This window comes from Shewanella sp. UCD-KL12, assembly GCF_001957125.1.
In the GTDB taxonomy this organism is placed as follows: Bacteria; Pseudomonadota; Gammaproteobacteria; order Enterobacterales; family Shewanellaceae; genus Shewanella.
In genome coordinates, this window is record NZ_MPHJ01000002.1 from 58,026 (window position 1) to 71,367 (window position 13,342).

Annotated in this window: 12 protein-coding genes; all 12 read right to left on the reverse strand. The window is 41.2% G+C overall.

The genetic code is table 11. The features are described 5' to 3' along the window. Nucleotides 1-20: 20 nt before the first annotated feature. Entirely contained in the window at nucleotides 21-1,577 is a 1,557-nt protein-coding gene (locus BM736_RS06340; protein ID WP_076410063.1) for a hypothetical protein, read from the reverse strand. A gap of 223 nt (nucleotides 1,578-1,800) precedes the next feature. Then, the gene (locus tag BM736_RS06345; RefSeq protein ID WP_076410065.1) at nucleotides 1,801-3,330 is read right to left on the reverse strand and encodes a hypothetical protein; all 1,530 of its coding nucleotides are present in this window, start codon (nucleotides 3,328-3,330) and stop codon (nucleotides 1,801-1,803) included. Between the two features lie 61 nt (nucleotides 3,331-3,391). Beyond that, entirely contained in the window at nucleotides 3,392-3,856 is a 465-nt protein-coding gene (locus tag BM736_RS06350) for a hypothetical protein (RefSeq protein ID WP_076410067.1), read from the reverse strand. Next, complete coding sequence (locus BM736_RS06355; protein WP_076410069.1) at nucleotides 3,846-4,553, reverse strand: hypothetical protein; 708 nt, start codon at nucleotides 4,551-4,553, stop codon at nucleotides 3,846-3,848. Before BM736_RS06355 ends, BM736_RS06350 begins: the two co-directional genes overlap by 11 nt. Before the next feature lie 66 nt (nucleotides 4,554-4,619). Then, entirely contained in the window at nucleotides 4,620-5,039 is a 420-nt protein-coding gene (locus BM736_RS06360; RefSeq protein ID WP_076410071.1) for a hypothetical protein, read from the reverse strand. 240 nt (nucleotides 5,040-5,279) lie between these two features. Then, nucleotides 5,280-5,960, reverse strand: coding sequence for a hypothetical protein (locus tag BM736_RS06365; RefSeq protein WP_076410073.1), 681 nt, complete (start codon nucleotides 5,958-5,960; stop codon nucleotides 5,280-5,282). Nucleotides 5,961-6,001: 41 nt separating this feature from the next. Beyond that, nucleotides 6,002-6,508: a hypothetical protein gene (locus BM736_RS06370; protein WP_076410075.1), complete on the reverse strand. Its 507-nt coding sequence runs from the start codon at nucleotides 6,506-6,508 to the stop codon at nucleotides 6,002-6,004. A gap of 191 nt (nucleotides 6,509-6,699) precedes the next feature. Then, a complete protein-coding gene (locus tag BM736_RS06375; protein WP_076410077.1) occupies nucleotides 6,700-10,875 on the reverse strand; it encodes an IPT/TIG domain-containing protein in 4,176 nt (1,391 codons plus the stop codon). A gap of 79 nt (nucleotides 10,876-10,954) precedes the next feature. After that, a complete protein-coding gene (locus tag BM736_RS06380) occupies nucleotides 10,955-11,602 on the reverse strand; it encodes a TadE family protein (RefSeq protein ID WP_143562349.1) in 648 nt (215 codons plus the stop codon). Nucleotides 11,603-11,640: 38 nt separating this feature from the next. Next, the gene (locus BM736_RS06385; protein WP_076410081.1) at nucleotides 11,641-12,144 is read right to left on the reverse strand and encodes a tetratricopeptide repeat protein; all 504 of its coding nucleotides are present in this window, start codon (nucleotides 12,142-12,144) and stop codon (nucleotides 11,641-11,643) included. Then, nucleotides 12,132-12,476: a DUF192 domain-containing protein gene (locus BM736_RS06390; RefSeq protein WP_076410083.1), complete on the reverse strand. Its 345-nt coding sequence runs from the start codon at nucleotides 12,474-12,476 to the stop codon at nucleotides 12,132-12,134. Before BM736_RS06390 ends, BM736_RS06385 begins: the two co-directional genes overlap by 13 nt. Before the next feature lies 1 nt (nucleotide 12,477). Beyond that, nucleotides 12,478-13,341: a type II secretion system F family protein gene (locus BM736_RS06395; RefSeq protein ID WP_076410085.1), complete on the reverse strand. Its 864-nt coding sequence runs from the start codon at nucleotides 13,339-13,341 to the stop codon at nucleotides 12,478-12,480. Nucleotide 13,342 lies beyond the last annotated feature (1 nt).

Genomic DNA, 13,342 nt, shown 5'->3' on the forward strand with positions numbered 1-13,342 from the left:
TATCTCACCAGGCGTATACTCTACTGATAGTTGCTGGTTATCTCATCAATAACCACATCTTGTGGATAAAAGTCATCCCAAAATAATCTAGCAATATCAGCAGTGGTTAGCATCTCAGCAGAGTTATGTGTAGGCATATCCCAGGCATTAGCATTACTCTCTGCTCGGCAAATAACATCGTCAGCTTGCTCAATATGGTAACGGTAGATATATTCTGGCCATTGCAGCTCAGACAGTTTCAACTGCTCTGGCTGAGCGTTCAAAATAGCGCCCCAAGTTTCAGTATTCGTGAGGTGCTTCTCTATCTGTATATTGATAGCTACTGAAGTACCCAGGTAGTGAGTATTAACAGTATTGTTTGTATATTGAGCGACCACAGGGGTGTAACCTTGATCGTCACGCTCTGGGTTTATCCACTTTTCAAGTTGCTCATTCCAGCAGGCGGTAGCCACTTCTTGTGCGTTACCCGTATCAATTACACTGCCTGTAAGCTGGTTATTGGAGATAAAGCCCGATAGTGTTCGCTCTGAATCTCCGAACTCTAAGCTATAGAAGTTTAAGTAATGTGCTGGAGCCAAAGAGAACTTATGTGGATGAGTATCATCGCTTAGCAAACTGGTTTGTAGCACCTGCCAGTCACCATCAGCCATGATTTTGTCATCGAAAGGCGTGACAATATATCCTTGAGCAATCAGTGTATCGTTAACCAGAAAGCGAACGTCGATAGGATCATTAGCTAAGTAGTCGCTGATAGTTACATCACGGTGAAGTGCTAAATATGCTATTGAGGCTTTACTTGCAGCCATCACTTCATCAATGGCAAGCGTCGCCATTAATCTATCACCAATAAGCGCTGCGATATGCTGATGGCTAAAGTAAGTGTCTAGGAACTCAGCAGAAGCGGAACGGTCTGCAGTGACTTGATAAGCTTCGCCTGTGAGCGGCGCGTACAGAGCGTCGAGGATAATGGATAGCTGTAGCCTTAACGCTTGTATCTCATCTGCAGATAACTCTTGAGTTAGCATCTGCTCATAGCGTTGAAACTCAAGGTGCGTCAGCGCATTAATGGCACCCCCATGTTCGCTCATAGCGATAAGTTGTGCATCACCATTACTGATTACTGCTGTAACCTTTGATGAGCTTGCTGCGGTGCTTGAAGTGCTTGAAGTGCTAACAGTATGCTTCAGCTTTTCTGCTTTAAAGGCGCTAGAGAGTAATTGGGGCTGGGCTGGATTGCTATTACTAGTATCAGTCCAGTTTGCCAGTAAATAAAAATGAGGAGTTTCAGTCGTGCTTACCCAATCTATTTGATAAAAACCATCATTGTCAGTGCTAGAAGTAGGCTCCTCAGCACCACATAGTTGGTTCATATCTAAATCTACACACACATCGGCGCCCGCTACGGCACCTTGGTAGGCAACGATCCCCTGAACTTGATGGTTGTACTCAGTCGTATCAGGTGTTTCTGTGACTGGTGGTGGCACATCTGGGAGTGTTGTGTCATCAGAGTCAGAGCCGCCACAAGCGACCAAAAAGCTTGATGATAATAGTAAAAGTCCAAGTTTTTTTACCAACATATTTGCATCCTTACAAATACTGAAACTAAGTTAATTTAACCGCGACATTATCCTGATTTTTCTTTGGCTTACTATTACCCTTTAGGATGTATTTTTACTTTGGCTTAATACCCTTTGTATTACCCAAGTTGTATTTGTGACAGGGGCTAGCATTGCTATTAGCTAATAATGTATTCGAGCACGACTCTCAAACAGGTGCCAAAGAGCGCGCTTTACAAGGTTATTAATAAACTTGCTCCTTGGTGCAATCTGTCATCACCATCACAGATTTTGTGCCGTTATCGACTTGGCGCATTGTTGCCATTAACGTATTTGGATCTAGATTTTTATACATCACCGCTATATTGCTTGCATTAGTTAACGGTTGAATAGATTGACAATTTTTTAGCTGATTGATACTGATTGAATCAGCGTTAGATTGAGCCAACTTTGCCCAATCCTTGCTGCTGACGTGGGTGAAATTAAGCGAACCTCGATACTGGTTCAACCCATCAAGTTGTTCTACCACTAACTGGCTGAGGTAAAGGGTACCTAAAGAGGGCAGAGATGCTAAAGGTACAAGTGACTCAATAGATCCCCCTTTTACACTTAATAAATTAAGTTGCTGTAACTGGCTAAGATCATCGAGTTTAATATTAGTAGTTTGATCAAATGTACAATTAAGCTGAGTGAGCTGGTGGCTGTAAGTAATTTGATTCAACTGTACGGCTTGGTTTACACAGTTTTTTACTTGCTGATCGATAAATTGAATATCATCAATAAGAGATGTTGCAGCACGTTCTATGGTGATATCTAGGGTAACAATCTCAGTATCTGTCTCAATGGTTCCATTAATCTTAGCCTGGTAGCGTTGGTCGATATTAATCAGTGCACTGGCTGGAAGTTCGAGTGATAAGTCATTGTTAACCGATAAGCCATTAGACAAATTCAGATTTTTAAGTTGCGCAATATTTTCAATGTACAGATAAGTGAGCTCATTAAAGTGGGGCACAGCACCAGCCTTAAACTGGTAGGTTTGCACAATATTATCGCGAAACTTTTCTGTCATTTTTGCAAGATTGTCATCATCAATGAGTGAATTGGTTTCAGCGTGGTTTTGTGAGTCAATAGCTTGCACATAGCCTTGTTTCGCAGCTTCTTGTTCGAGGGCTCTGGTTAGTGCTTCGAACTCTTGGCTGAGAGGGCCAATAGCTTCAGTAAGATAGCAAAGCTTGAACATCTCAAATTGATTAACCACCATAGAGACACGGGCTTGATTAATATTAATCTCCATTAAGGCCGTGAATGCTTCGCTGTCGCTTTGAGTTGCTGCAAGCTGTTGAATATTGCCGACATATACCTCAAGTTCTGCAATTGTGTGTTCAAACTGGCCCACTTGCTCAGGCTGGTAACAAGTCGACTGTTGGCTTATTGAGTGAACAAAGGTTCGATAGTGGCTAAGGTACTGATTAGCAACTGCCAGCATACTTGAGGCGTTATACTCAATATCCCCAATTAAGTTACTTTGTAATACGCTTTTTGCACTTTCAGTCTGCTGTAGAGTCGCACTTAAGGTTTGCATTTGAATCGCATATTGAGCATTTAACTGGTGTGATTTATCTAACAGGCTTTTTGTATTGCTTTGAAATACTTCAATTGCCTGGTGAGTATCTTGTAATGAATTATTGGTTTTTTGCTGGGCTTGATTAGCAGCCGTAAAGCCAGTAAAAAAAAGTGTAATAATGAATACAAATATTGGTTTTGAATGAGTCACTGTGTATTCCTTGTGCTCGTAAAAGTTGTTATCAGTTTTAGCATTAATGACGGCGTTATAGTCAATCACACTGCAATGGAATCGTGCAAAACTGTGATAATTGCTGACCCAGTTTTTTCATTTTAGATAAATTTCCATATTCAAATTTCAGTGGTTCAACTTGTGAGTCCATCACAATGAGTAGGTCATAACCATTAATTTGTCCTAGTCGTCGCTGTATTTGAAACGCTGAGATATGCTTGATAGGGATGACTTGCTGACTAAGAGGGTAGAGCGAGCTAATTTTATGGGTGATTATCTGACGCTCCAGATCAAACTCGACTCGGCGACGCGCAAATAAAAAGTGCCAACTTAGTAGGGCGGGAAATGACCAGATAAACACTTCGCTGTAGGGCCAGCGCTCAAAACCCGTGGTAACGAACAGTGTCAGTAATGCGACCAAGCTTGCACAAAAGTACCGGCCGATTGTCTGCGTTTGAGTTTTAGCCATTATAGCTTGGGTGGGGGAAAGCTGTTTAAAGTACATGGAGTAGGCCTCCAATAAACTTTATGGCAACGCCAAATGCCATAAAAAATGGCAAGGGATAAAAAAATCGTAACGCCACTTTGGGGGACCAAAGCGGTGGGATAATTATCGGAGGAAATACCTCATCTGTAGCGTGACTATTTTTATCTTGATTGGCGTTTGCAGGTGACTGCGAGGTTAAGTCATGAATACTAGGAAAGTCACTTATCTGCTCTTTGGCTGGGATCTTAAATGTGTGAGCAATAAACATCACTACTTGCTTTGTGTCGGTTAAGTTGCCGATTGAGTAAACCAAAGTATCGATTTTGAGCTCATATTGGCTCCTGTCATGGCTATCATGACGTAAGAGTAACTCGGTGGATTGCAGTGGAGCTTGGCTGGCTTTTTTAAAGTGAAAGCCCATAAACTGCAATTGCTTAAAGCGTTGATCACTTGGGTTATCGAGTACTAAATAGTGCTTCAGCGAGCATAGTATCAATACCACGAGTATGAGAAACCCAACGACAAATAGGTAAAAGACTTGCTCAGTGCCATCGAGGGAGACTGCCATCAAAAATGATGCACAAAGTGGCAAAATCCCTAGGAGTGCAAGTCCTCGAAACAGGTAGTGGCTTTTGCTTGCAAGAAGCAATTGTTGTGGCAATCCTGTCGGTTTAATAAACCTGTAAGCTTTTTCCGGTAATTGCGAATACTGCATGTATGACTTCCCTGTTGGCGTTATCCAAATAAAGCTGGTTAAAAAAAGGTCATTAAGCATGAAGTGCTAAGGCAGTGAAGAGAGGAACCAACCTTTTGGGGTCTTGATAAATTTGCAGCTCATCGTTGAGCGGTAGTTTTCACCGAGAATGAATAAGCTGACTTTAGCCTGCTCTTGGGCTTGGTATTTTTCCTGTTTTGTTTTTGAAGGTGCTTGATAAGTCACTTTCTTTGGTTCAATACTGATGATTTTTTCTTTTACGAACCAGCGTTCATGTACCCTTTCTAACACTTTCATGGAACGTTTTATTTCATGCTCTGAAGGGGAGACCGGCATTTGAGCAATAAAGGTTTGCAGATCTTTGCTCTCAATAAACTCGAATGTGTCTAAACAGCGTTGAGTTAACACCTCTTCTTGCGTTTTTGAGGCATCAGCCATGCTAACGTTTAGCCAAAGTAGGGGAGTAAGAGCGAGGTAACGTAACATTATGATTCCTTTCAAAATGAAGAGTAGTAATACGATCTAGGGCATATCATTGATATGTTAAGCTGTACCATACTCGTTATTGTGATGATTTTTGGTGCTAGTCTCATTCTAATCTCCGTTTAAAGCGCTTACGCGAGACAAAGTCTATTTGAATTGTTGTCATATAATCATCGCTATCGTTTTAGCTTAATTACTCATAAGGCTGTGAAATTTTCTTGGGGACTTCCTCTTCAGTTATCACTATAAAAAATACTGCTTAAACAATAAGCCATTGACAGTGATATTAACTAATACTGGGAATGTAACCGCTATAATGCTGGGAAGATTACGCCATGGCCACTGACTGTGTTGCGTGGTCAATGGATAGTCAAAAAATCGCAACATATAAACAATACGCTTAAGCGGGAAGTACATCGCATTAAGAGAGATAACTTCGCCAGTTTTTAACTCTAGGTTGCAAGCAATAATATTATTACGTACATGTAAACGATGCATTTTGGATTTATATTGAACGGTAATGCATTCGATTTTATCGCGGTATAGCTCAAGCTGCCCTGCAGGCTTGTTGATGATCGCATTCGCTGGAATTGATAAGCGTTGCTGACTGACGTAACAACGTAATGTGCCTTTAATTGAGTAACGTAATCTAACTAAAATATACCTAATAATTAAATAAACTGGTAATAGCCCAATATTAATAAGTACCATCGTTCTAGCAAGCTCGGTATTGGCAAAGCTCAAAGGAGCCACTGCCAGTCCTACCATTACAGCAAAAAGTAGCAATGATACGCCTATTGATAAAGGGTAAAACAGATTGGCTACATATAAGCTAACGTCACTTTGGGCATTTAAATTACGCATCCCTTTTATGTGCAGGTCATAAAACCAAGACTTACTGTCTAATTCTATTGTTTCAGCCATATCGTTATGAGTATTTCCCTATATTCATACTTTTACCGTATTTAGAGCAAAGAAATAACTTGCCACTTGTCTTGAAAGTAGGCAAGTTTGCAGAGGCCTCCGGCGACATGGGCTCTGTTATCTTTTGTCTGAAAGGTATCAAATTTATAATTAATCCATAGCTCTAAATCATATCCATATTTTTCAGCCGAACTACTTACGATATAATTGCTACTATTTTTAGCATTTTCAAAGGCCCACTCTCTACCTTTGTCTATTCTGAAGTTGTTAATTCCTAAGTATTTTTTCTTAAAGAACTTATGGTGCTCTTCTGCTAAATACGCTTTGACTTGTTCATCATTTACAGGGGTTTCTACAAAAATTTCTCTAAAGAGTGCCACATCTTGATTGATTACTACATTTGCAGACTTTTCACATAGCGAATACGGCTGTGAAAGATCGAGCTTTACAGCTGCCTTACTCCATCTAGCTCTTTCTTCTTCACTAATCCCCCCCCAAGCTGAGCAGGCTATAAACAAGAGCGGAGTTAACACTAAATACTTAAACATGAATAAGTCCTTTTAAATTTTGCATAGTTTATCTTAACCATATTGTGGTGCGGCTTTGTAAGTCAATCATCTTTTACCATGTGACTCGTTTTATTTCAGAGTATAAACGGTAAACAATTAAGAAATAAAAACAGGATTGATATGTCATTCCTGTTTTTATAAATTTTTATTTCTAAGTTATAAAAACAACCTTAATTGCTACTTGTTGGACACTCTGTCTGCTGTGCAGTTGATTCCGGTTGCAATACTAAAGTCGCAGATCGTTTCGGGCTGTTATTAATGCTCCCTGCGCCACTTTTAACCGTTAATTGGTATACCTTGTGTGTATTAGGGCATAGATCTCTGCCTGACAATTCATCACCATTAACATTTACTACATCACCAGAGAACTCAATATAGTAAGTAGCAATGCCGTCATCAGCACGGATACCTGTTAAATGCACAGAGTGTTCGCCATCATCTAGTGAAACAGCTAAAGGACCAACCTTACGCTCTGGCTGATTGTTGTCATAAAGCACACGGTTATTGACACTGAGTTTAAATACATCGTCGTTGAAATTTCCGTTGTCACCGAAGGTAATTAGTACTTGCCCTGGCCCTGTAAATGGATATTCATTGCTTAAGTCATTAGCGACTTCTACAGTTACGTAACCCGAAGCAACACCGCTAGGTAATATGACCGTTAAAGAATCAGTTGTAGCTGACTTCACTGGAGCCATTAACCGCTGACCATTTGCGCCACTAAAAGTAACACTATTGCCTGAAATATTACGGCTAAATCCAATCCCTGTTATCACAACTTCTTCACCCGCAGTAGCTTTACTTGGTGTGATATTGGAAATAGCTAAATCGCCACCAATAAGAATATCGTAAGGTAATGTTGATATTTTTTCTAGATGCTGAACATCCACTTTCAATGGACCAATGGCAGATTCAATTTGATTGATATCATTCAAATCGAATACCAACTCAGTCCCTTGTTTATTGACGGTTTTAATTACAGCATCTAGCTCCTTCTGCGCATCCCCAAGGTCATATACCTTTACCTCTGGAAGGGTAGGCGAACCTATCAATTGAGGCACTGCGGCCATGCCGCTACCAACAATTGTAAAGGTTTTAATTTCACCCGTTTTCTCGATGTTTCTGGGAGTAATATCAGAAGCTTTAAGGCCCCAAGTGACAATGAAGTCGAGCTTAGTAGGGACAACGATTAAATCTTTTATCGTACTTGCCATGTCTATCATTGATGAAGCAAGCACACTAGCATCATAAGCTGCTGCAACTTGCCCCCAACCAGGAATGAACTTTTCAGCGACTTTTTGGGCGATTTTTAAAGCAAACTGCTCAGGTGCTATACCTAATGTGCTCAAGATGGCTTTAGTCACTGGACCATAAGATTTAAGCTCTAATGGCTCATCAAGCACTTTTTTAATTTCACTTTCATACAAACCCTCACCAATTGCGCTAGCAAGGTTAGTCCAGTCGGCGTCGGTGATAGTGTCTTTGGATAAGATTTTTTCAACTTCTTGCCCAATACTCGGGACCCCGGTATAAACCGCTTTAACAATTTTGAGTACTTTGGCTTTTGAGCGGTGCTCAGGGGCATCCATATCAATACCAGCGGCATCTAATAGAATGGAATAAAAGCGAATGACAATGTTATCGATAATAGTTCTGACAGCGAGGTGTTGGCGAGCTTTATTAGCGTTTTTATTATAATTTTCGGTGCCATGTAAAGTGTACGGGCTAGGCCCAAAAATACCATCTACACCTGGTGTTACGATCTGATATAGACAATCTTTATACACACATTTGTCAATTAGTGAGTCACTAGACCACACATCTAATCCTAGAAATGTTCCTGTAATGGGCGCTAACATGCCGTTATCCCACGGTTGTGTAACGTGGTCTTGAATCGATGAGTTTAATGACCCCAAATCAGTCTTCATTAATCCCGTTTTTGGGTCTAAGCCATAAACACGCGCACTTAAATATAATTGACTACGGTTTTTTAACTCAACACAACCATCTAAATTAAGTACTTGGTACCATTTAGGATCAACACCTTCACCACAGTTATTTGCCAACTCTCCAGAATTTTCAATAAAGGTGGTTGCATCCATAGTCATATCAAACGTATTCCAAGAACCAACCGTTTCAGGGTATGACACAATCGTCGGCTCTAATTTTGATAGTTCGGGGTTACTGGTAAAAGTTGCTATGTAATTGGATGCAGTTAGTTCACTATTTGTAGCGTTTTTTTTTGAGTTTTGATTTGGTGCACTACTTAGCTCTTGAAGCATTCTCGTTTCATAGTCTTTAAGAAAACTTACCGTCTCGTCACTACGGTGTTTAAAACTAAAAAAATCACTATCATTGGTTAGGTGTTGCTGCGCTTTGGTAACGTACTCTTCATAGATAGATGTAGTTTTAATAAATTGTGCAATCTGTTTGGTATTTAGTCCTCTAGGTTCAAGGTAATAGTTTAACTGCAACACCATATTAGCTAGTGCCGTTGAACGATAAGAGAACTCAAGCTGAGTGTCGCCCACATAATGAATTGCGCTTAAATAGCTCACCAATTCATTATCGACATTCTCTGTATAACTAAAAATAACTTCAGCATTTTGCCCCATTTTCTGCATTGCGTAATTACTAGATGAAATAGGTGTGCTTAGTTCAGGATAAATCCCTCCTACTGCAGCAATCGTTTTAGCATTGGGCACAGCAACATTAACTTGCACATTTTGTTCAATAATAAAGGTTATGTAGTTACTTTTTCCGATACTATTGTTAACGGAGTAGCTCCCGCCAGTAATACCATCTGGTACTGTCAAGCTGATTTCAGTGTTACTTAAATATTGAGTTTCTGCAGGGGTTGAATTGAAAAAAATTGACGTGTCATCGTCAAAATTGTCACCTTGTAATGTAATAACATCGCCACCGGAAAGCTCTCTGACGTTGCTTTCTTTAAGCAAAGGTAAACCTGCTTTGCCCACCTCAATAGGAAAGGGCTCTGATTTGATATCACCGAACGCTAATGCTACTTCACCTTGGCCTTTTACATCCGGCATGTTAAACGTGAGGTAACTAAGCTCACCTTCGCGTCGGGTTGTGATAGGAAACAAGTTAAACACTTCACCTAACACTGTAACCACAAGCACTGGGGACTGTGCCGTCGTTGGGTATCCATCAACTTCTATCTCGAATCGGTCACTCGAGCGAATGAAATATTTAACCTTACTGTCTTCATATAAGGTGGCTAATGACTCAATAAATAGGTCGCCAGGTTGCTTCCAGAGTTGTACTTTAGCCGGCGAAAGACGCTGCAAGTCGTTCACGTCAAAAATATTATCGTTGTCGTCATCAATGTCTAAATGGTCAATGATATTATCATCGTCAAAGTCTAATGGTGCAGTATTTGGTCCACTTTCTAATTGGTCATCGATACTATTACCATCTGCATCTCGATCTAAAAAGTTTGGCACTCCATCTTGGTCAATATCAGTATCGCCTTCAATTAAGTCTGAGAAGGTGTCTCCATCTGCATCATCATCTGTCCAGTTAGGTACGCTATCACCATCAATATCTAACCCAAACAAATACTCTAAACCATCAAGCACCTTGTCTTGGTCCATGTCATTTGCAATTAAGTCTGACGCAAAGGCTCGTTCTTTCATGTCATCGAAAGAATCAACGTCTTCGTCATTAAAGAAGGTCATTTCGTAAGTTAGATCTGGCCCCCCTGCATAGTTTTCATCTATCACACTTAGCTGGTAAGTCCCCGCATCATAAATAGGGAAGTTCACCACATAGACATTTGGCTTATTGAACTTGTATAAGAAAATGGAATTTATAACGAGGCCTTCGGCATTCGAAACATAAACTTGCGGCTGAAAGCGTGGAGATGATGTTTTGAAAATAGCGGTCAATGAGCGACGTTCTTCAACAACAAATTTAAAAAGATCACCTTTATCTAATTCAGAGTCGATAACTCCTTGTACTATAACTCCGTGATCAATTTCTATTGGCGTAGCAACTGAAGGGTTATCGTTTGGCTCCATTTCAATGTAGGTTTTGTACTTATTTTTACTCGCATCAAACGGATAATCATCCTGTTCATCTAGTACGCCATCTCCGTCTTCATCTTTATTCTCCCAAGTGCCAACGAGATCTGCAGGATCTGTAGGTTCTGGATCAGGAGTCGGCTCCGGATCTGGTGTTGTAGGATCGGTAGGAACGGGCTCTTGAGAGTCTGGGCCTTCTCCCTCTTGGAGATCCTCATTACAACCTGCCAGCCCTAGACTTGCGGCCAGTAAGGCAACCAACCACAGTTTGGCTGTTGGTTTAAATGTGCTGTGTTTCATCTTTATATCCCTATAAATTTCAAATTTTTCCAATTTCATAAAAGTGCTTAGCTTCTAATCTTATAATTGCGTCTTGTAACTACATCCGAAAAGGGGTCTGCATACGCATGAGTCCTTGGGAGGTGAGTGCTAAATATACATCGCCGGTAGCAGCGCTAAGGGCATTACAGGCAATCTGGTCCATACTTGGAGCGAATAATACAGAGGTGACTATCTCTTCGATGACAAAGTTGGCGAAGGGGACGATGAGCCTTTGGCACCACCGCACTTCAATTTGTAATAAGTTGGCATCTTGAACGTTTAACTGACGATTATTACCAACGCTTTTCAGAGCTGGGTTGCGGTACATTAAGTTGTTATTGGGGATCTCATAGATATAGCCATTGGGGTATTTACTGCGCACTTTAAATTGACTAAATGCCTGATTGTCAGGATTTAGTATACGAATTTCGCTTTGTATGCCGGTAGCGATTCTAGATCTGACAACGGCTTCTACCGTGTCACTGATATCTGTTCCATGAGCAAACAATGGCATCATGCCTTGCGCTAATCCCTTACGGATCTCTGTGATACTGCCATGGTGTAAGGTGCCTGCTCTAACGGCTTGTACTGTGGCTGCATCTAATGTGCTCTTACTTGAGTAAATAAACCCCCACTGGGCAATCATCATCATGACAACGAGAATGATCGGCATTACAAAAGGCAGCGCGAGATTAAACTCCATCATGCTCTGACCTTTTTGCCGGTGATTGTGTTGCCTCGTTTTCATCTGGCTGCTTGCTCACTTGGCAAGTTTTTCATGGTTGGCTTATGTGTTTCACTCTGTATGGTGTTGAGTGCATGCAAAAGTGCCTGAATTTGTCGTCCGACAGGGGTGTTTTGATCGCCTTGTCTGGCTGCTGAGCTTAGTACTTGTGTTGATTGCTTTATTCTAACCAGGCTCATGTTATACCAAGCTTTTTGATTGGCTGGCTCTAGCTCTAGACAGCGCATATAGGCAGCGATAGCAGCATCATGACGACCTGTACGGGTATAGATGTTACCCAACCTAAACCAAGCTGGCGCATAGTTAGGGACGCTGGTTAGTACCTGCAGATATAAGCTTTCTGCTTGGTCTAGTCTTGCCATTTTGTAGGCTTGCTCAGCTTCTGACTGAAGGGTCATGATCTCTTGATTGCCCTCAGGTTTATCCTCTTTATGAGAAGAGGCACATCCGCTTAGAATCAGTAGGCCTGCCATGAGTAAGCTTGCTCGTATTAATCGTGCCATGACAATATATCTCCTTGATTTATATTTTTATTATCTATGTTCCCTGCAGCCAGCTCTAATACTTGGGTCGCTCCTCTACAGGCACTGCTGCGCCAGGGCTGTAGGTTCCTTTTTATTTTTAATACCTTATTTTTATTATTGAGGTAGACAATATCGAGTGGGTATCTCATGCCTATGGTATGTACTGAGCTACAAGGTGATATCAACATGCCTTGGTTATCGGTTAGCGGTTTGCGTCCCAGTAAGCCTCTCAGGCGTAACCAGGGGGTGTTTGCAAGGAAAACTTGCTCTATTTGACAGCCATTTGGGTTGTTTAATCGGGTATTTTTCATGTTATAACTCATACATAAATTTCATGGCGATAGGGAAGGCTAAAATCATAAAGGTCACAGGGAAAATGAATATAATCAGTGGAAATACGAGCTTTACTGGCGCTTCTAGGGCCTTTTTCTCAGCACGCTGAAAGCGCTCTACTCGGCGCTGATCTGATTGCACTCTGAGTGTTTGGCCTAAACTGGCACCGGTTTTTTCAGCTTGTGCCAGTGCACTCACTAAACTGTTAACTTCAGTCACTTGCACACGCTCAGCCATATTCCTGAATGATTGGGCACGTGACATTCCGGCTCGCATGTCACGTATTACCTTTTCAAATTCAATCTTTAGCGGCCCTGCAGGGCCGCGCTCGACAGCTTGCCCAATAGCCCCTGTCATATTGAGTCCAGCTTCTATCGACATGGTGAGATAATCTAAATAGACAGGTAGGGATTTTATGATTTGGCCTTGACGTTTTTTTCGTAGGTCATTCAATGTCATTACTGGCAGGAAATAACCTAGTAGCGCTGCTAAAAACAGGTATTTTAGGTTGATATCGTCGAGTAATAGGCAGCATATAAAGGCCAGTGCTATTGCAAATAGTGTGCTGATTATCCTGATGGCAAAGTACTGCTCTGCAGTCATCATGTATGACACACCTGAGATCTGTAATTTCTTAGAGACCCTTTCTAGGTAATCAACGCTGAGATTTTCACTGATATAGAAGGCGAAAAGACGCACTAGGGGCCACAATATTTTCAGGCCTGGTGATAGCGGATCCATAAATTCACGATTAGTCTGAGGGACTTTGCGGTAGATGCGGATACAGCTCACGGCCAAAAATATGATGGCGATGGTAAAAAAGCTCACTATGATATTAACCATG

Excerpts from the sequence above, each read along its gene's own strand:
- BM736_RS06340 (WP_076410063.1), bottom strand. The coding sequence starts at position 1,577 with ATGTTGGTAAAAAAACTTGGACTTTTACTATTATCATCAAGCTTTTTG.
- BM736_RS06350 (WP_076410067.1), bottom strand. The coding sequence starts at position 3,856 with ATGTACTTTAAACAGCTTTCCCCCACCCAAGCTATAATGGCTAAAACT.
- BM736_RS06355 (WP_076410069.1), bottom strand. The coding sequence starts at position 4,553 with ATGCAGTATTCGCAATTACCGGAAAAAGCTTACAGGTTTATTAAACCG.
- BM736_RS06360 (WP_076410071.1), bottom strand. The coding sequence starts at position 5,039 with ATGTTACGTTACCTCGCTCTTACTCCCCTACTTTGGCTAAACGTTAGC.
- BM736_RS06365 (WP_076410073.1), bottom strand. The coding sequence starts at position 5,960 with ATGGCTGAAACAATAGAATTAGACAGTAAGTCTTGGTTTTATGACCTG.
- BM736_RS06370 (WP_076410075.1), bottom strand. The coding sequence starts at position 6,508 with ATGTTTAAGTATTTAGTGTTAACTCCGCTCTTGTTTATAGCCTGCTCA.
- BM736_RS06375 (WP_076410077.1), bottom strand. The coding sequence starts at position 10,875 with ATGAAACACAGCACATTTAAACCAACAGCCAAACTGTGGTTGGTTGCC.
- BM736_RS06380 (WP_143562349.1), bottom strand. The coding sequence starts at position 11,602 with ATGATGGAGTTTAATCTCGCGCTGCCTTTTGTAATGCCGATCATTCTC.
- BM736_RS06385 (WP_076410081.1), bottom strand. The coding sequence starts at position 12,144 with ATGGCACGATTAATACGAGCAAGCTTACTCATGGCAGGCCTACTGATT.
- BM736_RS06390 (WP_076410083.1), bottom strand. The coding sequence starts at position 12,476 with ATGAAAAATACCCGATTAAACAACCCAAATGGCTGTCAAATAGAGCAA.
- BM736_RS06395 (WP_076410085.1), bottom strand. The coding sequence starts at position 13,341 with ATGGTTAATATCATAGTGAGCTTTTTTACCATCGCCATCATATTTTTG.